This is a genomic window from Sinorhizobium sp. GQ132 (assembly GCF_059758575.1).
The window spans coordinates 18,385-40,769 of the sequence record NZ_JCAXDX010000011.1 but is presented as its reverse complement, the minus strand read 5'-3'; the positions used below and the strand labels follow the sequence as shown (position 1 = coordinate 40,769).

21 protein-coding genes are annotated in these 22,385 nt (G+C 61.6%); 6 read left to right on the top strand and 15 right to left on the bottom strand.

What is annotated here, in order from left to right; genetic code table 11:
* Window positions 1-28: 28 nt before the first annotated feature.
* Window positions 29-220 carry a DUF6494 family protein gene (locus AC6CIG_RS23680; protein WP_498323930.1) on the bottom strand — a complete coding sequence of 64 codons (192 nt, stop codon included), beginning with the start codon at window positions 218-220 and terminating at the stop codon, window positions 29-31.
* Window positions 221-494: 274 nt separating this feature from the next.
* On the opposite strand from AC6CIG_RS23680, the gene nuoH reads away from it, so the two are divergent.
* The 3 genes from nuoH (at window position 495) to AC6CIG_RS23665 (ending at window position 2,598) form a co-directional block, all read left to right on the top strand.
* Window positions 495-1,481 carry an NADH-quinone oxidoreductase subunit NuoH gene (nuoH, locus tag AC6CIG_RS23675; protein ID WP_018096347.1) on the top strand — a complete coding sequence of 329 codons (987 nt, stop codon included), beginning with the start codon at window positions 495-497 and terminating at the stop codon, window positions 1,479-1,481.
* 67 nt (window positions 1,482-1,548) lie between these two features.
* Window positions 1,549-2,115 carry an NADH-quinone oxidoreductase subunit I gene (locus tag AC6CIG_RS23670; protein ID WP_102763229.1) on the top strand — a complete coding sequence of 189 codons (567 nt, stop codon included), beginning with the start codon at window positions 1,549-1,551 and terminating at the stop codon, window positions 2,113-2,115.
* Window positions 2,116-2,157: 42 nt separating this feature from the next.
* On the top strand, window positions 2,158-2,598 hold the full coding sequence (locus tag AC6CIG_RS23665) for a CBS domain-containing protein (protein WP_018096349.1): 441 nt from the start codon (window positions 2,158-2,160) through the stop codon (window positions 2,596-2,598).
* A gap of 92 nt (window positions 2,599-2,690) precedes the next feature.
* Here the strand turns inward: AC6CIG_RS23665 and nuoG are convergent, their stop codons facing one another.
* The 14 genes from nuoG to AC6CIG_RS23595 all read right to left on the bottom strand — a co-directional run bounded on the left by nuoG (window position 2,691) and on the right by AC6CIG_RS23595 (window position 17,120).
* Window positions 2,691-5,252, bottom strand: a complete 2,562-nt coding sequence (nuoG, locus tag AC6CIG_RS23660; RefSeq protein WP_498323929.1) for an NADH-quinone oxidoreductase subunit NuoG — start codon at window positions 5,250-5,252, stop codon at window positions 2,691-2,693.
* A 30-nt stretch (window positions 5,253-5,282) separates the two neighbouring features.
* Entirely contained in the window at window positions 5,283-6,548 is a 1,266-nt protein-coding gene (nuoF, locus tag AC6CIG_RS23655) for an NADH-quinone oxidoreductase subunit NuoF (protein ID WP_498323928.1), read from the bottom strand.
* A gap of 3 nt (window positions 6,549-6,551) precedes the next feature.
* A complete protein-coding gene (gene nuoE, locus AC6CIG_RS23650; protein ID WP_498323927.1) occupies window positions 6,552-7,061 on the bottom strand; it encodes an NADH-quinone oxidoreductase subunit NuoE in 510 nt (169 codons plus the stop codon).
* An 18-nt stretch (window positions 7,062-7,079) separates the two neighbouring features.
* Window positions 7,080-8,294, bottom strand: coding sequence for an NADH dehydrogenase (quinone) subunit D (gene nuoD, locus AC6CIG_RS23645; RefSeq protein ID WP_498323926.1), 1,215 nt, complete (start codon window positions 8,292-8,294; stop codon window positions 7,080-7,082).
* A gap of 1 nt (window position 8,295) precedes the next feature.
* Window positions 8,296-8,859, bottom strand: a complete 564-nt coding sequence (locus AC6CIG_RS23640) for an NADH-quinone oxidoreductase subunit C (protein ID WP_498323925.1) — start codon at window positions 8,857-8,859, stop codon at window positions 8,296-8,298.
* A complete protein-coding gene (locus tag AC6CIG_RS23635; protein WP_102763235.1) occupies window positions 8,856-9,359 on the bottom strand; it encodes a NuoB/complex I 20 kDa subunit family protein in 504 nt (167 codons plus the stop codon). The genes AC6CIG_RS23640 and AC6CIG_RS23635 overlap by 4 nt, the downstream gene beginning before the upstream one ends.
* Window positions 9,347-9,712, bottom strand: coding sequence for an NADH-quinone oxidoreductase subunit A (locus tag AC6CIG_RS23630; protein ID WP_498323924.1), 366 nt, complete (start codon window positions 9,710-9,712; stop codon window positions 9,347-9,349). The genes AC6CIG_RS23635 and AC6CIG_RS23630 overlap by 13 nt, the downstream gene beginning before the upstream one ends.
* A gap of 216 nt (window positions 9,713-9,928) precedes the next feature.
* Complete coding sequence (locus tag AC6CIG_RS23625; RefSeq protein ID WP_102763237.1) at window positions 9,929-11,368, bottom strand: NADH-quinone oxidoreductase subunit N; 1,440 nt, start codon at window positions 11,366-11,368, stop codon at window positions 9,929-9,931.
* Window positions 11,365-12,840, bottom strand: coding sequence for an NADH-quinone oxidoreductase subunit M (locus AC6CIG_RS23620; RefSeq protein ID WP_498323923.1), 1,476 nt, complete (start codon window positions 12,838-12,840; stop codon window positions 11,365-11,367). The genes AC6CIG_RS23625 and AC6CIG_RS23620 overlap by 4 nt, the downstream gene beginning before the upstream one ends.
* Before the next feature lie 5 nt (window positions 12,841-12,845).
* Window positions 12,846-14,606, bottom strand: a complete 1,761-nt coding sequence (locus tag AC6CIG_RS23615; protein WP_498323922.1) for a Na(+)/H(+) antiporter subunit D — start codon at window positions 14,604-14,606, stop codon at window positions 12,846-12,848.
* The gene (locus AC6CIG_RS23610) at window positions 14,599-14,853 is read right to left on the bottom strand and encodes a hypothetical protein (RefSeq protein ID WP_102763240.1); all 255 of its coding nucleotides are present in this window, start codon (window positions 14,851-14,853) and stop codon (window positions 14,599-14,601) included. Before AC6CIG_RS23610 ends, AC6CIG_RS23615 begins: the two co-directional genes overlap by 8 nt.
* Entirely contained in the window at window positions 14,850-16,313 is a 1,464-nt protein-coding gene (locus tag AC6CIG_RS23605; protein WP_498323920.1) for a monovalent cation/H+ antiporter subunit D family protein, read from the bottom strand. Before AC6CIG_RS23605 ends, AC6CIG_RS23610 begins: the two co-directional genes overlap by 4 nt.
* A gap of 4 nt (window positions 16,314-16,317) precedes the next feature.
* Complete coding sequence (gene nuoK, locus AC6CIG_RS23600) at window positions 16,318-16,620, bottom strand: NADH-quinone oxidoreductase subunit NuoK (protein ID WP_100673253.1); 303 nt, start codon at window positions 16,618-16,620, stop codon at window positions 16,318-16,320.
* Window positions 16,620-17,120 (bottom strand): NADH-quinone oxidoreductase subunit J family protein, encoded by a 501-nt coding sequence (locus tag AC6CIG_RS23595; RefSeq protein WP_102763241.1) that lies wholly within the window; start codon window positions 17,118-17,120, stop codon window positions 16,620-16,622. Before AC6CIG_RS23595 ends, nuoK begins: the two co-directional genes overlap by 1 nt.
* A 296-nt stretch (window positions 17,121-17,416) precedes the next feature.
* Here AC6CIG_RS23595 and AC6CIG_RS23590 point away from each other — a divergent pair, with 296 nt between their 5' ends.
* The 3 genes from AC6CIG_RS23590 to AC6CIG_RS23580 all read left to right on the top strand — a co-directional run bounded on the left by AC6CIG_RS23590 (window position 17,417) and on the right by AC6CIG_RS23580 (window position 22,329).
* A complete protein-coding gene (locus tag AC6CIG_RS23590) occupies window positions 17,417-18,088 on the top strand; it encodes a protein-L-isoaspartate(D-aspartate) O-methyltransferase (protein ID WP_498323918.1) in 672 nt (223 codons plus the stop codon).
* A gap of 142 nt (window positions 18,089-18,230) precedes the next feature.
* A complete protein-coding gene (locus AC6CIG_RS23585) occupies window positions 18,231-21,443 on the top strand; it encodes a PAS domain S-box protein (RefSeq protein WP_498323917.1) in 3,213 nt (1,070 codons plus the stop codon).
* A 190-nt stretch (window positions 21,444-21,633) separates the two neighbouring features.
* Window positions 21,634-22,329, top strand: a complete 696-nt coding sequence (locus AC6CIG_RS23580; RefSeq protein WP_498323916.1) for a LuxR C-terminal-related transcriptional regulator — start codon at window positions 21,634-21,636, stop codon at window positions 22,327-22,329.
* The last annotated feature ends 56 nt before the right edge of the window (window positions 22,330-22,385 follow it).

Below are 22,385 nucleotides of genomic sequence, written 5' to 3'. Positions count from 1 at the left end.
CGGGGACACCGGGCTTCCCGTTTTCGAGTTATGGCAGCTCGATTTCACCCGCCACCACATGATTGAGGCCGGTGCCTTCCGCCGTTAGCGTCATGCGGACGTTCAACGTCTTGCCTGCGATCTGCCGCTTGCGCACCGTCTCCTCGATCTCTCGCTGCGAGGTGACTCCGACTTCCTTCAGGAACTTGCGGATCGACATATTGAAGGCATCTTCGCTCATGGCAGGACTCCTCTGTGTGTGGAAGTGGTTGTAGGAGAATGGGAGTGAACAAGGAAGCAAGCGACCGCGCGGATGCTGTCGGCGCCGGTTTCTGCCGCCTCATTGCAAGTAGAGCGTGACGGCTGTACCGTGAGGCTGACAGGTGCGCAAAGCGCGCTGCTGCATGCTGCCTTAGGGACCTAACCGCCAAGGATGATGTCATGCAGCGATCCAAGGTGCCACGTGCTTTGCGCGTCCGACAGCACGCGCGGGGCTGGGCAACGGACGCAAAGTCATGGAACTTATCGTCGCCCTCGGCGTGATAGTCTTCAAGGTCGCCTTGCTGATCGCGATCCTGCTGTTGCTGCCCCTGCCGCTGACTTGGTTGGAACGCAAGATCGCCGGGCACATGCAGCAGAGGATGGGACCGATGCGCGTGGGCTGGCACGGATTGCTGCAGCCGGTCGCGGACGGGATCAAGCTCCTGACCAAGGAGGATCACATCCCGGCCGAAGCCGACCGCTTCCTGTTCAAACTGGCTCCGATCCTGGCGCTTGCCCCGCCCTTCGTGGTGTTTGCCGCGATCCCCTTCGGCGAAACCGTTTCGGTCCTCGGCAACGAGATCACGCTCTACATTTCCAACCTGAACGTAGCGCTGCTTTTCGTCTTCGCGGTGATCGGGCTGGAGGTCTATGGCGTCATCTTCGGCGGCTGGGCGGCCAACAGCAAATATGCCGTGCTTGGTTCTCTGCGGACCTGCGCGCAAATGATCAGCTACGAAATTCCGATGGGTTTCGCGGTGATCGGCGTCGTCATGCTGGCGCAATCCATGAGCCTGCTCGACATCGTGCGGGCGCAAACCGACGTCTGGAATATCGTTTATCAGCCGATCGGGTTTTTCGTGTTCTTCGTCGCAGGACTTGCAGAAGCGCAGCGAATTCCTTTCGACCTGGCGGAAGCCGAAGGCGATCTGGGAGCCGGCTTCCACACCGAATATAGCGGCATCCGCTTCGCCTTGTTCATGGTCAGCGAATATGTCGTGATGGTGCTGGTGTCGGTCCTTACCGTGATCCTGTTCTTCGGCGGGTGGAACGGCGTGCTCATCCCGCTGCCGCCGCTCCTCTGGTTTTTGCTGAAGGTTGCCTTCTTCGTCTATCTGTTCATGTGGTTCCGCTTTACCTTCCCCCGCTACCGTTATGACCAACTGATGGCGATCGGCTGGAAGGTCTTGCTTCCACTGTCTTTGGCGAACATAATCATCAGCGGTGTTGTTTTTTCTTGATGCATGCCGCCCGGAAACTCCGGGCGCGGACATGCAGACGACTCTCAGGAGCCGCAGCGAGGCGGCCATGTCGCACGCACTGGACAAAGCTGGAAGATGGATCGGCTGGGCCTTCTTCGCCGATCTGGCGAATGGTTTGGCTTTGACCTTCGGCTACATGTTCTCCAGACCCGTCACCATGCAATATCCGGACAAGGAGAAGTGGCTGCCCTATTCGCGTTATCGCGGGCACCATTTCCTCAAACGTGACGCCGAGGGAGAGATCAAATGCGTCGCCTGCGAGCTCTGCGCGCGAATCTGTCCCTGCGACTGCATCGAAGTGGTCCCCTACGAGGATGAAAAGGGCAACCGGCGCCCGGCCAAATTCGAGATCGACACGGCCCGCTGTCTCTTCTGTGGGCTCTGCGAGGACGCCTGCCCGGCGGACGCGATCGCTCTTGGCCAACAATATGAATTTTCGAGTTTCTCCTCGCGCGACTTGGTGATCGGCCGTGACGATCTGCTCGCCAAGCCGGGCAAGGCGATGACCGGCGGCGGTGTCGTCGCTGCGCGCCTGAACACCGAACGGGATGTTCTGGTCCAAGCCAGCGAGCGGCGCGGGTACAATTGGTGGCGGAATATTCGACGAAAGTGAAGGCGCGCCGGGGTCGCGCCGAAGCAGGGACTGGAGGCTCAGATGCACATCTGCCAAATCCTGGGAAGCAAGTCTCCCGAAATCGTCTCGGTCACGCCGGACCACACGATGGTCGAAGTATTGCGGCTGTTTCGCGACAGGAATATCGGCTTCGTCGTCGTCGGCCGTTCGCCAGGAGAATGCCTGGGCACGCTCTCGGAGCGGGACTGCTGCCATGCCGTGGCCGAGTACGGCACCGAAGCACCGCTGATGCGGGTGGGAGAAATCATGAACCGCACTGTCGCGACCTGCTCGACGGAGGATTTCCTGCCCTTCGTGATGTCGATCATGACCGAGCGGCGCACGCGCCATGTGCTGGTCATGGACGGCAACGATGCCGTCGGCGTGGTCAGCATCGGCGACGTGGTCAAACACCGGCTCGAAGAGGCATTGCAAGCGGAGCGGGACATGCACGACTACATTTGCGGAGCCAACTATCGCTGACGAAAACGCCTGCCGCAGATTGCCTTAGAGTTGACCCGATCAACAGCAAGGCTGCAGCAAATACCCCCTCTGCCCCGCAGATCCGGATGCAATCAGACCCGGTCTTCCTCCAGAGCGGATTCTGCGCGCCTCGCGCAGGCGCGGATCTCCACCGGACATGGATACTCTCCCCGCCGCATCAGACTGTTGAGCCGCAGGGCGCGGTAGTTTTCGGGAACGAACGCGAGCCCGTCCGGAAAGCGCCTGTTGACCTTGAGCTTCGCCGTCAGCTCGCCCCGGGCGGACCGCACGAGCATCTGATCCCCGTCCGAAAGGCCGAGTCGCGCGGCATCCTGAGCGCTCATTTCGATAAACGGGTCGTCTGCAACCGAATTCAGGGTTTCCGAGCGCTCGGAAACATAGCCATTGTGGAACAGGCAGTTGCCGGTGATCAGCTGGAGCACGTCCGTCACCCCAGGAGCAGACGGAGGAGCGAAGAACCCGCTTGCCCATGGCTGCGGGGCTGACGTGGTGAAGGCACCGTCGGCACCAAGCCCTTCCCGCGTCAAGCCTTCATAGGCGGGAACCAACCGGGTCATCTCGTCGAAGATGGCGGTCTCGGTCGATGGCTGCAGCGGCTGCTCCCGAAGCGCCGCGATAAAGTCGAAGATCGCCAGATTGCTGCTGGCGTCAAAAGCCGGTTCGCGGAATTTTCGAAGCGCCTGGGTCCGGCCTTCATTGTTGGTGAAGGTCCCGGATTCTTCGCCGTAACCGGCTGCGGGCAGCACGACGTCGGCCAGTCCCGCCGTATCGGTCAGAAACGCGTCCTGCACGATCAGAAGATTGGCGGTACCGAGTGCGCGCTCGACGAACTCCCGGTCGGGATAGGACATCAGCGGGTCGCTTCCGACCACATAGAGGACGCCCATCCGCCCGTTTACGCAGAGTTCCAGCATCGCATCGAAACCGGCGCCCGGTTCGCGGGGGATCTCCGCGCCCCAGCTCCGTGCGAACTCCGTGCGCGTCGCCTCATCGGCGACAGGGCCAAGGCCCGGCAAAACTCCGGGCAGAACACCCATGTCCCAGGCGCCCATCTGATTGGCACGATCGAAGAGAAACTGCAGAGAGGGTTCCTTGCCGAGCAGGCGCAGGAGTTGGAGAAGATTGCCCAGCTGCTGCAGCGTCTCCCGTGCCAGCGGTGATCTCAGCAGATCGACGCTTACCAGGAGGGTGACGCTCCGACCTTCCTTGAGCGTTGAAACCAGACGGTCCAACGCGTCATTGGCGTCGGACCCGGTGATCGTCCCGCTGGTCATCGCAAGGATATCGCCCGGCAAGCCCTGATCGGTCACGGCCACGAGAGCAGCCACGACCGCGGCAAGGCTCCGAGCCTCGCCGCCGGGATGGGCGCGAAGGACCGCCGCCGCATCGGCATCGAGCCGCGATGGCCGCGCCGAAAGCATGAGCAAGCGGGTATGCTGCCGGCGCGCGGCATCGCGCAGGAGGTATTCGGTGACCGGGTTCTCCTCGGTCACGTTGCCGCCGATGATGAGCACGCAGTCCTTGCCGATCACCTGTTCGAGAGGGCCGCGGCTGTAAAAGCTTGCCACCAGCGGCGCCAGGATGTCGAGGGGTGTGGACCAACGCGACGAGCAGTCGACGTTATTGGTGCGGAACACTGTCCGCATCAGTTTCTGGAACTGGTAGAGCACCTCGTTCGGCAGACGCGGCGAGATGAGCCCGCCGGCGGCCTTGCCCTCCATTACACCGATGCGCTGGCGGACAAAATCGCCCGCCTCCTCCCATGACACCGCCGTCAGCGCGCCGTCGCGGCGGATCATCGGCCGCTTGATGCGATCCCGGCTTTCGATGAAGTCGAGGCCGAAGCGGCCGCGCACGCAGAGCGTTTCGCGATTGACGCCATGTTCCCAGTCAGAGCGGACCCGCATGAACTCGCCTTTGCGCGCTCCGACGGTGAGCTGGCATCCGGTGCCGCAATGCGGGCAGATCGTGTCGGTCTCGGCGAGATCCCAGGGCCGTGCCCGGTAGCGATAGGGGAAACTCATCAGCGCGCCGACCGGGCAGACCTCGACGCAATTGCCGCACTGGTCGCAGCTCGCAAGACTCCCCTCGAAGCCGGTGACGGCGGTGTCCATGCCCTTTTCCACCGTGCCTAGCGCCACCGCGCCCACGACCTCCTCGCACATGCGCACGCAGCGCTGGCATTGGATGCACCGATTGACATTCATGATGATGACCGGGCTCAGACGGATGTCCTTCGAATGGAACACGCGTTTTGGGTCGCGAAACCGGCTTTCGCCGGGCCCATACGCCATGACCATGTCCTGAAGTTCGCACTCGCCTCCCTTGTCGCAGATCGGGCAATCGAGCGGGTGATTGGCGAGCAGCATGTCGAGCATCGACGAGCGCGTTTCCTCGATCAGCGGCGTATTGGTCCGAACCACCATGCCGTCCGATGCCACGGTCGCGCAGGCCGGCTGCAGCCGCCGCAGTCCCTCGATCTCCACCAGACACATGCGGCACGAGGCGAGTGGCGGCAGGCGCTTCCAATAGCAGAAGGTGGGAATGTCGATGCCCAGGCGTTCGGCGGCGGCGAGCACCGTGGAGCCAGCCTCGACCTCCAGCATTTGTTCGTCGATCGTGACCTTGACCATACTTCCTCCCGGACCGGTCGGGTGCCCGTTTCAGTGGAAAGGGCACCTCCGCTCTTCGATATGGACGACGAATTCCTCGCGGAAATGCTTGAGCGCGGCCCGCAAGCCCATGGCCGCACCGTCGCCCAGGGCACAAAACGTGTTGCCGAAAATACCCTTGCAGAGCATCTCCAACTGCTCCAGGTCGCCGGTTTCACCCTCGCCTGCCTCGATGCGGCGCAGAACTTTCACGGCCCAGTCCAAACCTTCCCGGCATGGCGTGCACTTGCCGCAGGACTCATGGTGGAAGAACTCGATGATCCGCGCGGCGAGCTTGACCATGCAGGTGGAGTCGTCGATCACGACCACGCCTGCCGAGCCGAGCATCGAGCCGGCGGCAGCAAGCGAGTCGAAATCCATGTCCACCTCGAGCTCGCTCGCCGGGATAACCGGTGCCGATACCCCACCGGGAATCACCGCCTTGACCTTTCGCCCCGGCAGGGGTCCGCCGGCGTGCTCCTCGACGAGTTCCTGCAGCGATATGCCCATCGGCAGCTCGTAGAGGCCGGGTTTGCGAACCTGACCGCTGAGGCAGTAGAGCTTCGGGCCGGGGCTCCTGTCCGGCCCTATGCCGCGAAACCACGCCGGTCCGCGCATCACGATATGCGGCACGCAGGCAAGCGTCTCGACATTGTTGATGACGGTGGGGCTGGCGTAGAGCCCGGCCACGGCAGGAAACGGCGGCTTCAGTCGCGGCTGCGCCCGCTTGCCCTCAAGTGACTCGAGCATTGCGGTCTCCTCGCCGCAGATATAGGCGCCGGCACCGCGATGGATGTAGACCATGAAATTGAAGTTCGAGCCGAGAATGCCGGTGCCCAGATAGCCGTTTTCATGTGCCTCGGCGATCGCCTGTTCCATACGGCGAATAGCCGTCACATATTCTCCACGAATGTAGACGTAAGCCGTCTCGGCCCCGATTGCATAGGCGCTGACCGCCAGCCCCTCAATGAGCTGATGCGGGTCGCGCTCCATGATGATGCGGTCCTTGAAGGTGCCGGGTTCCCCTTCATCTGCGTTACAGCAGAGATATTTCGGCTTGCCGGCCGCTTTCGGCACGAAGCTCCACTTCATGCCCGTCGGGAACCCGGCACCCCCGCGGCCGCGCAGGTTGGATTCCTTGACGAGGTCGACGATCTCCTCGGGCGTATATTCGCCGAGCGCCTTCCGGAGCGCCCGGTAGCCGCCGCCGGCCTCATAGGTCGACAGCAGATGACCGTCCGGCACATCGACATTCCTGAGCAGGACCGGCTCGAACATGGCTTACTCCCCTGGCGCCGGCGCAGCAGCGCGCTCGATGTTTGCCGCCCGCTCAGCCGCGCGGAAGCTCTCCAGCAGCGCATCGAGCCGCGCGGTATCAAGGTTGCCGTGGTAATCGTCGCCGACCTGCATCACCGGAGCCATTTCGCAGGCCCCGAGACATTCGACGGTCGAAAGCGTGAACGCACCGTCCGGGGTGGTTTCTCCCTTCCTGATCCCCAGTGTCGTTTCCAGGTGCTTCAGCAGCGCCTCGGATCCGCACAGCATGCAGGAGACATTGTCACAGAGTTGCAGGTGAAACCTGCCGATCGGCTCGGTATGGAAGAGCGTGTAGAAGGTCGCCAGTTCATAGACCCAGACGCGTTCGACGCCGAGGATTTCGGCGACGTCTTCGAGCACCGACCCGGGCAGATGACCATGCTCCTTCTGCGCGATCATGAGCGCGGGCATGATCGCCGACCGCCGTTCGGGGTATCGCGCCGCCGCCGCCTCGATCTCTTCGCGCATGGTCATCGCGTCCGATCCTCCCTGCTACTTGTCCACCTCCGCCATCACCGGGTCGAGACTGCCGAGCACGGCGATCATGTCGGCGAGGTAGCGTGCGTTGGTGACGCCGAAGAGCGCCTGAAGATTGACGAAGGAAGGCGCCCTCACTTTCATGCGGAACGGCTTCGGCGATCCGTCGCTGATGATGTAGAAGCCGAGTTCTCCTTTAGGCGCCTCGATGGCCGCATAGACCTCGCCTTTCGGTACGTCGAAGCCATAGGCGGAGAGATCGAAATGCTGGATCAGGGCCTCCATCGAGCAATGCACGCGCTCTTTGTCCACGGGGAAGGCGATCGTCGGGATATCGACCTGAAACGACCCCTCCGGCATCTGCTCCATGCATTGTTCGATAAGGCGGATGCTCTCGCGCATCTCGTCGACGCGGCAAAGCCAGCGCGCATAGCAATCGCCCTCCTCGCGCGTGATGACGTTGAAATCGAGCCGATCGTAGATTTCATAGGGTTCGTCGCGCCGGATATCCCAGTCGACGCCGGAGGCACGCAGGTTCGGCCCGCTCAAGCCGAGGTCGATCGCGTCCTTTGCGGAGATCACGCCTATCCCCTGCGTGCGGCTGAGAAACACCCGATTGTTCTCAATCAGGCGCTCGTAGTCGCGGATCCTGTTCGGGAAGATCTCGCAGAACTCCCTGATCTTCGGAACGAACCCGTCGGGCAGGTCCTCGCGTACTCCGCCGACGCGGCAGTAGGACGTGTGCATGCGCGCACCGGTGATCATCTCCAATAGGTCCATGATCATTTCGCGCTCGCGCATGGCGTAAAGCAGCGCCGTCATGGCGCCCAGGTCCATCGGCAGCGCGCCGGTGATCAGGAGATGGCCTGAAATCCGTGCGAGTTCGGCCATCATCACGCGGATATATTGCGCTCGGATCGGGGCCTCTATGCCGAGCAGCTTCTCCACGGCGAGCGCGAAGGCCAGGTTGTTCGAAGGCGGACAGAGATAGTCGAGCCGGTCGGTCAGCGGGAAGATCTGGGTATAGGTGAAGCTCTCCGCCAGTTTTTCGGTGCCGCGGTGCAGATATCCGATATGCGGGTCGACGCGTTCGACATATTCGCCGTCGAGTTGGAGCACGAGCCGCAGAACCCCATGGGTGCTCGGGTGTTGCGGACCGAGATTGAGAAGCACCTCCTTGGTATTGAGCGCTTCGCCTCCCGGCCTCATGAGCTCGGTGACTTCGGTCATCTCAACTCTCCGGCGTCTGACGGCCTCCTTGCGGTATATCTCTGGTGGCGAGGTCCGGCTGCGTCGGCGGGGGCCCCTCGGCACCGAAGGGGTTCAGTTTGTCCTTGTAGCCCCTCAAGGGAAAATCCTTGCGCTGCGGAAAGCCCTCGAAGCCTTCCCACATATAGATGCGGCGCAGATCGGGATGCCCCTCGAAACGGATGCCGTACATGTCCCAGGCCTCGCGTTCATGCCAGTTGGCGGTGCGCCAGACTCCTGCAACAGAGGGAACATGCGGTGGATCGCCGAGCCGGCACTTGATGCGCACGCGCCATTTGTTCTTCAGCGAATAGAGGTGGTAAACCGTCTCGAAACGCGGCGTTTCGGGGTAGTGATCGACGCCGCATATGTCGGAGAGGAAATCGAACTCAAGCGCCGGGTGTTCTTTCAGGAATCGACAGAAGGCGACGATCTGCTCCGGTTGGACGGCAAAGGCGCAGATACCATGCGCGGCGCCGAGATTCTCGACTGCTCCCGCGAAGCTCCCGATGATCGCCTCGAGATCGACACGCCACTCCCCGGTCATGATGCTACAACCCGTCCCAGTGGCGACCCGGTGAGGGCGCGGGACCTCCTGATCTTCTCCTGAAGGAGGAGAAAGCCGTGCATCAGCGCCTCCGGCCTCGGCGGACAGCCCGGCACATGCACGTCGACGGGGACGAAGGTTTCCGATCCCTGCACCACGGCATAGGTGTTGTAGACCCCGCCCGAAATCGCGCAGGTCCCCATCGCAATCACCCAGCGCGGTTCCGGCATCTGGTCGTAAAGCCGCCGCACGACGGGCGCGAATTTCCGCGTGACCGTGCCGGCGATGATCATCACGTCGGATTGCCGCGGAGAAGGCCGGAACACCACGCCGAACCGGTCGAGGTCGTAGCGCGCGCAGCCGGCCGAGATCATTTCGATGGCGCAGCAGGCAATGCCGAAGGTTTCGGGCCACAAGGCCGACCTCCGGCTCCAACCGATGATGCTGTCGGCCGTGGTGAACAGTACGCTGTCGCGGATCGCGTCGTTTATTCCTGCCATTCCAGCGCCCCCTTCAGCCAGGCATAGGCGAAGCCCACAAGCAGCAGCAGCATGAAGACGAACATCTCGATATAGCCGACGATGCCGATCTCCTTCAGGACGACCGCCCAGGGAAAGAGAAACATCGCTTCGACATCGAAGACCACGAGGAGGATGGCGAGGATAAAGAAAGGAACCCGGAAGCGGCCGCCCGCGGCCTCGCCCGCCGCTTCCATACCGCATTCATAAGGGGCGTTCTTTTCGGGATAGGGATTGGACGGACGCAGCAGCGAGGAGACGGAAAGCGTCGCCGTCGCCACCAGGACTATCCCGGTAACCATGAACAGAACCGGCAGGAACTCCATTGCCGTCATAGCGTTTGGCCTTGGCCAATCAGCGGCTTTTCTCAGCCGCGATCGGTCCCTTCGGAACCGGGGATGCCGGCGCCCCGAGAGGCGGTCTGGGCAATCCTTTTCCTCGAAGGCGAGTCTATGCCGTCGGGCGGATCAATGCAAATCCAATTGATTAGTAATGTATGATTCGAATTGGCCCGCCTGCAGCAATCGACGATACAGCAGCGAGGACCCGCCTTACCCCCCGAAAGCCGACTGTTGAGCAAGCCTCAGGAACCACGCCGGAAACAGGCCGATGCCGATGGTGCCGGCGGCTGTGAAGGCGAGCGTGGCACGGACGAGCGGCGTCAGCGCAGGTTCGAACGTCCTTTCCGGCTCGCGCATGTAGATCACCATCACGATGCGGATATAGAAATAGGCGGCGACGACGCTGAGCAGGACTGCGATCACCGCCAGCACGACGAAACCTCGCTCCACCAGCGCGACCAGCACGTAGAACTTGGCGAAGAAACCTGCCGTCGGCGGGATGCCGGCGAGCGAGAAGAGATAAAGGAGCATCAGAAGCGCGAGCCCGGGATGGAACTTGGCGAAACCTGCGTAGTCTTCGATGACCTCGCCGGATAGATCGCCGTTCCGCATCATGATCACGGCGCCGAAAATGCCGAGATTCATGAAAGTGTAGATAAGCAGATAGAGCATCACGCTGGCGATCCCGTCCTGGCCGCCGGCCACCACTCCGAAAATAGCAAAACCCGCATGGGCGATGCTGGAATAGGCGAGCAGGCGCTTGAAATTATCCTGCACCAGCGCCACGAAACTGCCGAGCGCCATCGTTGCCACCGCAATGGCTGCGACGATGATCCAGGCGTTCGAGACCTCGACAAGCGGATTGAGGAACACCCGGAGAATCACTGCGAACCCGGCCGCCTTGGGCGCGACCGACATGAAGGCAGTGATCGTCGTCGGCGCGCCTTCATAGACGTCCGGCACCCACATATGGAACGGCACGGCCCCGATCTTGAAGACGAGCCCCGCAACGATGAAAACGACCGCCAGCAGCAGGGCGGGATCGAGCGGACCGCCGCTCACCGCCTCAGCCATCCGGTCCAGTTGGGTCGTACCGGTGAGCCCGTAGATGAGCGAAACGCCATAAAGGAAAATCGCCGTCGAGACTGCGCCGAGGATCACATATTTCAACGCCGCCTCGTTCGACCGCCGCTCTTTGCGCAGGAAGCCTGTCAGCACATAGGTGCAGAGCACCATCAGCTCGAGACCTACATAGATCGACAGAAGGTCGATCGACGAGGCCATGATCATCATCCCCGCAAGGGCGAAGAGCAGCAGGACATAATATTCGCTCCTGCCGATCCCCTCGATCTCGGCGTATTTCCGCGACAGGAAAAAGGTCAGGATGGTCGCCAGATAAAACAACAACTTGAAAAAGACGGCGAAGCGGTCGGAAATGAACATGCCCGCATAGGCCGGCCGTATCTCGCCTGCCAGCATGAGCGTGGCCACCGCGGCGAGGAGCACGATCGCGACCGAAGCCCACAGGAGCAGTTCGTCCCGCCCCTTGCGCACAAGCTCTCCGACAATCAGCAGGATGCAGGCACCGGTGACCACGATGATCTCGGGGACGCTCGCCAGGGCCCATTGGAGAAGCGCGGCAGCAGTCATTGACCGCTCCCTTCACCGTGTACCTGCACCAGCAGATTTCGCACCGACGCGTCGATGATCCCGAGGAACGGTCGCGGATAGAGCCCGACCCAGAGCACAAAGACGGCGAGCGGCAGAATGGCAGCTAGCTCGCGGCCGTTCACGTCGTTTATCTTGTACCTGGCACTCACATTCGGCGGACCAAGCGCCACTTTCCCGTACATGCCGAGCAGGTAGGCGGCACTCAGCAACGCACCCACTACGGCCGCGGCGCCCGCGGCGAGGTTTGCCGCAAACCCGCCTGACAGCACCAGCAGTTCGCCGACGAAAGCGTTCGTCCCCGGCAGCGCCATCGAAGACAGGGTAAAGAGCGCAAGAAAGGCGGTATAGACGGGTGCCGCCTTCATCAGCCCGCCGTAATTCGCGATGCTGCGGGTATGCGTGCGCTCGTAGATCAGGCCCACGAACAGGAACAATGCGCCAGTCGTTATCCCGTGGTTGAACATCTGCAGGATGCTGCCCTCGAGCCCGCGCAGATTCAGCGCGAAAATCCCGAGCGTCACAAATCCCATATGGCTGATGCTGGAATAGGCCACCAGCTTTTTCAGGTCGTCCTGAGCCAGGGCCAGCAGACCGCCATAAACGATCGCAACAGCCGAAAGCACGAGCATAAGCGTCGAATAATAGAGCGATGCTTCCGGCAGCATCGGCAGCGAGAAGCGCAGGAACCCGTAAGCGCCCATCTTCAGGAGCACGCCGGCGAGAATAATGCTGCCCGCCGTCGGCGCCTGGACATGTGCGTCCGGCAGCCAGGTGTGCACCGGCACCATCGGCACCTTGACGGCGAAGGCCACCAGGAAGGCGAAGAACAGCCAGGACTGAACGCCGAAGGGCAGATCCTGCGCCGTCAGGGCGAGTATGTCGAAGGTCTCGCCCCCCTGGAAATAGAGCACGATGACGCCGATCAGGAAGAGGATGCTGCCGGCCAGCGTGTAGAGGAAGAACTTGAACGCAGCATAGACCCGGCCTTCGCCGCCCCAGACGCCGATGATCAGATACATCGGAATAAGCATCGCCTCCCAGAAGACGTAGAACAGGAACAGGTCGAGCGCGCAGAAGACACCGAGCATCAGCGCCTGCATGATCAGCAGGCTGACCATGAACTCCTTCACCTTGCGGTCGACCGCCACCCAGGAAGCGAGCACGGAGATCAAGCTCAAAAGCGCCGTCAGGAACAGGAAGAGCGCGCTGATGCCGTCGACGCCGAGTGTATAAGTGATCCCGAGCGCGGGCACCCAGGGACGGCTCTCGGTGAACTGCATTTCGTGCGTCGTCGTGTCGAAACCGGCCAGCATAACTATGCAGAGAGCGAGATCGACAATCCCGAAACCGAGCGCCGTCCACCGCACCGCATCGTCGCTGCGCATGAACACCACCACCGCCGCCCCGGCGACGGGCAGGAAGACGATGAGGCTCAGCAGCGGGATCGACATCGTGCCTACCTCCACACCACCGCAAAGACGAGGATGGCCGCGATCAGGCCGGCGATCATCGCCAGCACGTAATGGGTGACGACGCCGGTCTGCCAACGTCGCAATACGCTGCCGCCGTCAAGGATCGATCGGGCGAAACCATTCACAACGCCGTCCACGCCATTGAGATCGAGCCGCACCCCCGTGCGCGCCGAGCCGTGCAGGAAGGGCAGTACCGCAGTCTCCGACACGTCGCTGACCGCCTTCTCATACCGCGCCAACGGTCTTTCTGCGAACCACATGAAGGCGCGGGCGCCCTTGCGATAGAACCAGTCGATGTCGAGGCTGATCGTGTTCTCGGGATCGAGCGCCCGAAGGAAGATCACGAAGCCCAAAGCCGTGAACATCAGGATCCCGAGGCTTTCGGTCACGTGGACGCCGGTATATGGCTCGAAATCAACAGGATAGGGCAGAAGCGCGTAGAGCGGGCCGGGGAATACGCCGATGGCGATGCAGAGCGCCGCCGCCATGCCCATCGCGACCAGCATGTTGCCGGGTGGCTCCCGTGCCTGCAGCCCCCGGTCGGTACCGAAAAACATGTAATAGGGGAGCTTGAGCCCGGTGTGCAGGAACGTCCCGGACGACGCCATCGTCAGCGCGAGCATCACCAGCGCGCGATGATCCTGCCCTGCAGCGGCTATCACCATCGATTTGCTGACAAAACCCGAGAAGAACGGAAATGCCGAGATCGCAAAGGCGCCGATCATATAGAGCGCTACCGTCAGCGGCATTGCCTTGTAGAGCCCGCCAAGCTCGGTGAGCTTGCGCCGGCCGGTGACGTAGATCACCGCCCCGGCACCCATGAACAAAAGCCCCTTGTAAAGGATGTGCGCGAAGGCGTGACTGGTGGCCCCGTTCACCGCCAGCTCGGTGCCGATGCCGATGCCCGCGACCATGTAGCCCACCTGACTGACGATATGATAGGCAAGAAGGCGGCGGCAGTCGTTTTCCAGCACCGCATAAATGACGCCGTAGAGCGCCATCACCGTGCCGAGCCAGACCAGCAGTTCGATACCCGGAAACGCCCGTGCCAGCACGTAGACGGCGGTCTTGGTCGTGAAGGCGCTCATGAACACCGCGCCGGTGACGGTCGCCTCCGGGTAGGCATCGGTCAGCCAGGCATTGAGCGGCGGCACCGCCGCGTTGAGCAGGAAGCCGGCAAGAATGAGATAGGTACCCGCGTCCAAAGCGCCCTCGACCGAACCGAAGAGCAGCGAGCCTGCGGCAGCCCCATGGAGCAGAATTCCACCGAGCAGGATGACGCCGCCGGTGACGTGGACCATGAGATACCGAAAGGCAGCGCGGATCGCCTGTCCCCCTCCTTGAGCGAAGACGAGATAAGCCGACGCGAATGCCATGCCCTCCCAGAACAGATAGAGGGTCAGATAGTCGCCTGCGAACACCACCCCGAGCGCGCTGCCGACATAGACGAAGGCGGCTACATGCTGGCCGGCGCCGGAAAGGTGCAATGCATAGACCGTCCCGATCAGCGCCATGATGGTGAAGACGGTAGCGAAGACGCTGCTGAGCTGGTCGACCTTTGCAATCAGAATTTCCTGGCCGAGGAACTGCGTCTCGCCATAACTGCCGGGCTCTATCGCCAGGACGACGACGACCGCCAGTACCGGGATCAGCACGAGATAAGCTTTACGCACCGGTCCCGTGAAGAACGGGATCGGCAGAGCGCCCAGAATGAAGATGAAGGCCGGGTGGACGAAATCAGTCATAATAGTCCTCGCGCCGCATCAGCCCGGCGCGGTGGCCGAGAAACTTGGAAACGAAGATGAGCAGCACGCAGGAGCCGAAGCCGTACGCCGCCGACCAGCCCGGCAGGCGCTCCCACAGGTATTCGGCGTGGTCGCGGCGAACCAGGAAGTCGGCGACGAAGATCAGGACGAGCACCAGATAGAACAGCCGCCGGCGCAGCCTCGCATATTGCGCGTCACCAAAGAAAACGACGACAGGCTTGATCATCGGATCACTCCGTCCGCGAGGGTGAGGAAATAGTAAGGGAAGATGCCCATCAGCACTGAGAGGATCGCGGTCGCGACCAGCGGGATCGTGACCAGCGGGATTTCGCGAACCGGCGCCCGGCTCTCCTTGGTCTCCGACTCGAAAAAGGCGGTGTAGCTGACCGGCAGAAAATAGGCGGCGTTGAGGACCGAACTTGCGAGCAGCACGGCCAGGAAAGCCATCTGCCCGGCCTCTACCGAGCCCTCCGCCAGATACCACTTGCTGACGAAACCTGCCGTCGGCGGGATCCCGATCATGCTCAGCGACGCGACGAAGAATGCCCCCATCGTCCAGGGAAGCCTGCGGCCGATGCCGGCCATGTCGCTGATATTGCGTTTTCCGGACGCACAATAGATCGATCCCGCGCAGAAAAAGAGCGTGATCTTGGAGAATGCATGCGCCGCGATGTGGATGATGCCGCCGACCATCGCCAGGGGCGATAGCAGTACCGCGCCCAAGACGATGTAGGAGAGCTGGCTGACGGTCGAATAGGCGAGCCTCGCCTTCAGGTCGTCCCGCGTCAGCGCGTACACCGACGCCATCAGGATGGTGAACGAAACCAGATAGGCCGTGGCGATGCCTAGGCCCAGTTCCCCGACCATGCCGACACCAAAGACGTGAAAGATCACCCGCAGCACGCAGAAGACGCCCATTTTCACGACCGCCACGGCATGCAGGAGCGCGCTGACCGGCGTCGGCGCCACCATTGCGGCGGGCAGCCAGGCGTGCATCGGCATTACGGCCGCCTTGGCGAAGCCGAAAAGATAGCAGAAATAGACGACCGCGAGCAGCGTCGCCGAGGCATTGGCGCCGGCCAGCAGCCCGCCCGCCACGAAGTCGAGCGACCCGGCGATGTGGTAGGTCAGCGCCAAGGCAGCGAGAAGCACGCTCTTCGAGGCGCCCATCAGATAGACGAGATACTTGCGGCTGCCCCGCCATCCGTCTTCGTCCTCGTGGTGGTAGACGAGCGGATAGGTGACGAGGCTCAGCACCTCGTAGAAGACAACCAACGTGAACAGATTCGCGGCGAAGGCGCCGCCCACCGCGGCCGCGAGGCTGGTGGCGAAGCATGCGAAAAAGCGGGTCTGCGCATGCTCGTGCAAATGACGCATGTAACCGATTGAATAGACCGCGGCCACGATCCACAGAAGCGACGAGACCGTGGCGAACACCATGCCGAGCGCATCGGCGCGGAACGCGAAGTCGATCCCCGGCAGGATCTCGAACAGGCGCAGTTCGACAGTGCCGCCGGCCAGTACCGTCGGCGCCATGGAGACGACGACCGCAAACATGGCGACCGCCGCGACCGGCGATACCGCGTCGCGGAGTTTCTCGCGCTTGTTGAGAAAGAGGATGGCGAGGGCCGCCAGTCCGGCGACGGCGACGGCGAGCAGCGGCCGGGTCGATATCACCGGGTCCAAGCCGCTATCCTTTCATAATGGTGACGTCGTCTACCTTGAGGGTGGACTTGTTCCTCACCAGCGCGACCAATATGCCGAGGGCCACGGCAACCTCCGCCGCGGTGATCGCGATGACGAAGATCGCGAAGATCTGTCCGCGGAAGTCGTCGTAGTACTGGGCGAAGGCGATGAAATTGATGTTGACCGAATTGAGCAGGAGCTCCAGCGACATCAGCACGATCAGGATATTGCGCCTCAACAGGACGCCCCCAGCCCCGATCACGAACAGGGCCACTCCGAGCAGGATCGACCACCAGAGCGGGACCATCAGCCAGGTTCCTTCCGCGCCAGCACGATGGCGCCGACGAGGGCCGCGAGCAGGATGACCGAGGCGACTTCGAACGGCAGGAGATAGTCGGAGAAGAGCGTCTTGCTAAGATCCCTGATCGCATCGCCGCCGCGCTCGGCAACGGGCGGCGTTGCGGTGAAGCGATCGCTCCAGAGCACCAGCACGACCATCTCGGCACCGAGCAGGACGAGCAGCGCGAGCGCCGGCAGGTTGCCGCCCGGCATGAAGCGCTGCAGCACCGCTTCGCGCACGTCGACCATCATGATCACGAACAGGAACAGGACCATGATCGCGCCGACATAGACGAAGATCTGGATGACCGCGAGCAGCGGCGCACCGAGCATGACGAAGATTGCCGAAATCTGCAGGAAGCACGCCATCAGCGCCAATGCGCTGTGAACCGGATTTCGCGCCAGGACCAGCGTCAGGGCTGTGACCACGGACACCGTAGCGAACAGAAGAAAGAACCCCTGATGCATCGACGCCGACCTTTCGCCCACGAACTCTCGGCGCAAGACGGCCGGAGTCGAGATAGCGCCGCACTCACAAATTGTGCCCTAGTATCGGGTCTTTCACAAGATTATTGTCGCTTTGACAAATCCCCGATGCTCTGTCCGCGCTTGCGCGACCGTCGGCTTACACCTTCTGAGATTGCCTACGACGCGCCGGATCGCTCAGCCCATTGTTGCCATTTGATCTTGCTATTGCATGTCGGTCACCCTTTAATGTCGAGAGGCCCATTTGCCGACCGACTGGCTGAGGAGAGCCCGCCCTCATGAAGCCAATGAACGAAGAGCATCTCGCGGTTCTGCGCAGGCACATGGTCGAGGTTGTCGCAATCTATGCCGACCTTGCAAGCGAAGAACTCGGCAAGGCGGCGCTCGATGAACGGGTGATGGCAGCGATGCTGCGGGTGCCCCGGCATCTTTTCGTGCCGGTCCCGGCTGCGCCCTTTGCCTACCAGGACATGCCGCTTCCGATCGGCTTTGATAAAACCGTGTCGCAGCCCTTCATGGTCGCTCTCATGACCGATCTCCTTGCCCCCCAACCGCATGAGGCCGTGCTCGAAATCGGCACTGGCCTGGGCTACCAAACCGCAATCCTCGCGCAACTCGCCGGGCGAATTTGGAGCGTCGAGATCATTGAGGAGTTCGCAAGCCATGCCGAGGCTCTCCTGCACGGCCTCGGCATGTCTAATGTGGGTATTCGTATCGGCGACGGTTCCCGCGGCTGGCCTGAGCACGCTCCATTCGACAAGATCTTGGTCACGGCGGCGGCTGAGAAGCCGCCCCAGGCTTTACTCGAGCAGCTCAAGCCAATGGGCCGCCTAGTTCTTCCTGTGGGCTCGGAAGAACAGGTGCTGACTGTCATCGACAAGGGTTCGGAAGGGCAATTCGAGGCGCGGCAACTCATCCCGGTTCGGTTCAGCCGGCTCGAGGCGGTCTAAGAAGCGTGTATTCTTGCAGCAGGAGAGGCTGTGTCTTTCTCCGGGAACAATTTGCAGTCTCAATCAGTTGACCAAGGTTGCACAACCTGCGGGGGCTTTCTTCCAATGCGATACAGCGCCTCATCGGTCTGAGTGTCGTGTCATGAACGCACCGACGCCCGAACCGCCCTCCCATAGACCCCATGATCTCTTTCACCGGCTTATGGATGGCATTGCCGAACCGGTGATTGTCAAGGACGATGCGTCACGGTTCGTCTTCATCAACGACGCGGCATGCGACCTTCTCGGCAAAGACCGGAACCAGCTCATCGGACGGACGGACCACGACATATTACCGGGGGAGCAGGCAGATAGGATCGTCTCGCTCGACAGGGCCGTTCTTTCGACAGGCGAAGGCCACGAGCTCGAAGAGCAAATCACGACGCCAGATGGGACACGCACGCTCCTGACGAAAAAGCGGTGTGTGAGCATTCCCGCCGGTCCGACCGAGGAGAAGTTCGTGGTCGTGACGATCGTGGATATCACCGACCTTCGCAGGACCGAAGAGACTCTCCGAGCGAGCGAGGAGCACTATCGCTCGCTGGTTGACCTTCACCCGCAAGTTCCCTGGACCGCAAACACGGCGGGAGAGGTCCTGGAGGTTGGCCCGCGCTGGAGCGAACTGACTGGTTTGGGCAAAAAAGAAACGCTCGGCAGTGGATGGGCCAAAGCGGTTCATCCGCAGGACGCGGAAACTTTGGAAGCGGAATGGCAACGCTCCCTGACAAGCGGCGCACCATTTGACTGCGAATACAGGCTTTTGACCAGGACCGGCCATTATCGCTGGTTCCGCGCTCGCGCAGCCGCAAAGCGAGACGCGGATGGAAAAATCGTGCGCTGGTACGGCCTCTTGGAAGATATCGACGAAAGGCGACGCTCTGCCGACGCCTTGCGCGAAAGCGAGGCCCGCTTTCGAGCCATCGCTGACAATGCGCCCGTGATGATCTGGGTCGCGGACCCCACAGGCGACACGAGCTTCTTCAATCGCTTGTGGTTGGAAACAACGGGGCAAACAGAGGCCGAGGCGCTCGGTTTCGGCTGGGTCGATGTCATCCATCCCGATGATCGGCAGGCAGTCCAGGAGACATTCTTCAGGGCGACTGCGGGCAAGGAACCGGTGCGCAGCGAGTACCGGTTACGACGAGCCGATGGAAGCTGGGCATGGGTCATCGACGTCGGGCAACCGCGCTTCTCCGCCGACGGAACCTTCCTCGGATATGTTGGGTCCGTCCTCGACATCACGGAACGGCGAGCCGCGGAGATAGCTGAACAGGAAGCTCAGGCGTTTATCAGAAGCATTTTTGACAGCAGCCCCGACTGTGTGCGCGTGCTCGACATGGAAGGGCGACCGCTGCTTATGAACGAGGCCGGCCGGCGTATCTTCGGACCGAACGAAGGCGCGCCGGTGACGTGGCAGACATGGGACTCCATCGGACGAGCTTCCGACACCGACAAGGTCGAGGCGGCCTGGGAAAGCGTCAGACGCGGCAAGACGGCGCGTTTCGAGATTTCCGTTCGCGATGCCGGTGGTGAAGAAAGATGCATGGACGTGATTTCGGCCCCGATCACGGACCATCGAGGAAAACCGTTCAGAATCCTGTCGATCTGGCGCGACATTACCGATGCGAAACGAGCAAGCGACGAAATCAGTCGTGCGCAAAGGCACGCGGAAGCCGCTGCCGACCGACTCTCCTCTGTTCTCGAGAGCACCATGGATAGCGTCATGCTGCTCGACGCCGACTGGCGCGTGCGCTATCTCAACGAGAACGCCAGGAAGCTCCTGCAGGTCGGAGACGAGGCCCTCGGAAGAGTGTTCTGGACGCTCTTCCCCGAAGAGGAAAAGGGGAGCTTCGCCAAGCATTGCCGCGAAGTGATGGACCGTCGGGTCCGCTCCTTTTTCGAGGACCATTTGTCGTCCCTCGGCCGGTGGGTCGAAGCGAACGCCTCTCCAACGCAAGACGGCATTTCCATTTTCTGCCGAGACATAACCGAGCGGCGTCGTGCGGAAGAGGACACGCTGCTCGCCCAGAGGCAGATGGCGCATATGGCCAGGCACGACATGCTTACGGGCCTCGCGAACCGGATGTTCTTCCGCGAATGCTTCGAGCAAGCGCTGAACGAGAGCAACCACGCGCGCATGGCAGTCCTGTGCCTGGACCTTGACGGCTTCAAAGCCGTCAACGACACGCTCGGCCATCCGGCCGGCGACGCTTTGCTGCGCCAGGTTTCTCAAAGACTGCTCCAATCCGTCAGGACCACGGAAACCGTCGCACGACTTGGGGGCGACGAATTCGCCATAATACAACCTCTGAGGAAGTCACGTGACGAAGCTTTCCGCCTCGCACAGCGGCTGATCCATACTCTTTCCGAACCCTTCAATATCGAGGGCGCACCCGCAACCGTCGGGACGAGCATCGGAATTGCCTTTGCTCCCGAAGACGGAACCTCTGCAGATGAGCTTATCAAGGCGGCCGATATCGCACTCTACAGTGCGAAATCGAGCGGCCGCGGCACCTACAAGCTCTTTGACGTGGCGATGCATGTGCAGTTGCAAGCACACCAGCAGATGAAAATCACAATGCGGGACGCGCTGGCGAAGGGAGAGTTCGAGCTGCACTATCAACCCTTGGTGAGCTTGGAGTCGCGCTGCGTGAGCTGCTGCGAGGCATTGTTGCGATGGCGGCACCCTCAGCGTGGAATGATTGCACCGTCCGAATTCATTCCAATTGCCGAAGAAACCAGCTTGATCGTTCCAATTGGCGAGTGGATCCTAGGCGAGGCATGCCGCCAGGCCGCACGCTGGCCGCAACGTGTGAGCGTCGCCGTAAACCTCTCCCCTGTCCAGTTCAAGCATCGCAACCTGGTGAGGGCCGTCGCCAACGCCCTTTCAGCCGCCCACCTTGATCCCGCTCGTCTGCAACTGGAGATCACGGAGACGGTTCTCCTGGACGAGAGCGAGCATAATCTCGAGCTGCTACAAGACTTGCGAAGGCTCGGCGTCAAGATCGCAATGGACGATTTCGGAACGGGTTATTCCTCACTTGGGTACCTGCGCAGCTTTCCGTTCGACAAGATCAAGGTTGATCAGGCCTTCGTCCGGGACCTGCCGCACGGCAAGGAGTCGCTCGCGATCGTCAGGGCCGTCGCGGGCCTTGGGCAGAGCCTTGGCATGACGACAACGGTCGAGGGCGTCGAAACGGAGGATCAACTAGCGGTGGTGAATTCGGAGGGCTTTAATGAGGTGCAGGGCTACCTCTTTTCGCGCCCCCTCCCCGCCGCGGAAATTTCCGAGCTTATAGCGGCCGGTTCCCTCTGACTCGATTGCCGCAGTTGCCAACAGGGTAGAAATTAGCCCTACACGTCGCGCGGCGTGTGTGGCACAATCCAATTACCACCGTTCATTGATCGAAATGGCGGGAACTCATTCGCTGAGACGATCGTTAGTTGCAGGTCGACTAGCCGGATTCGGAAGCCCTTGGCGTGAGCCAGCGAGCGGGGATAGCGTAATGAATGCCTCAGGCGTCGCACTTATTGCCGATGACGATGAATTCTTCAGGATTGCGCTTGGCTTCATTTTGAAGAGCAAACTGCGCTTTACCGAGATTATCGAGACTGGCTCACTCGATGAGGCGATCGAAAGGCTTTCGGAACGCGAAGACGTCTCGTTGGCATTATTCGATCTGGCGATGCCGGGCATGCAAAGCGTTGCCAGCCTTGCTGCCGTGCGCGACGTCCACCCGGATTTGAAAGTCGCGGTCGTTTCGGCATCGTCGCGTCGATCGGATATCCTCTCCGCCCTAACGGCAGGCATAAACGGTTATGTCCCCAAGGGGCTTGGCGCGACCGATCTCGCCGAAGCGCTTCGCGCCATTCTCAACGGATCCGTCTATGTCCCGCCCTCCATTGCAGGCCGCGCCTCCCCTTCCGAAGCAGAGACACCCGCGCCTGGCGGGCGAGATCAGAACGAACGCCACCGTACGATCGAATTCCTCACGCCGAGGCAGCGCGAAGTCTTGCAGCTCCTTATACAGGGGTTCTCGAACAAGGAAATCGCCCGCAAGCTGAAACTCGGCGAAGGCACCGTGAAGATCCACATGGCAGCACTATTCCGAAGCCTGCGGGTGAGGAACCGCCAGGAAGCGGCCGCGGCCGGAGCGCGCCTTTTGCCGATGACCGAAACCGACAATAGTCCGCTTGGATAGGCCGCCCTCTAGGTCATGCGGACGAATAGCGCAAATGCACGCCAGGACGTAGTGAC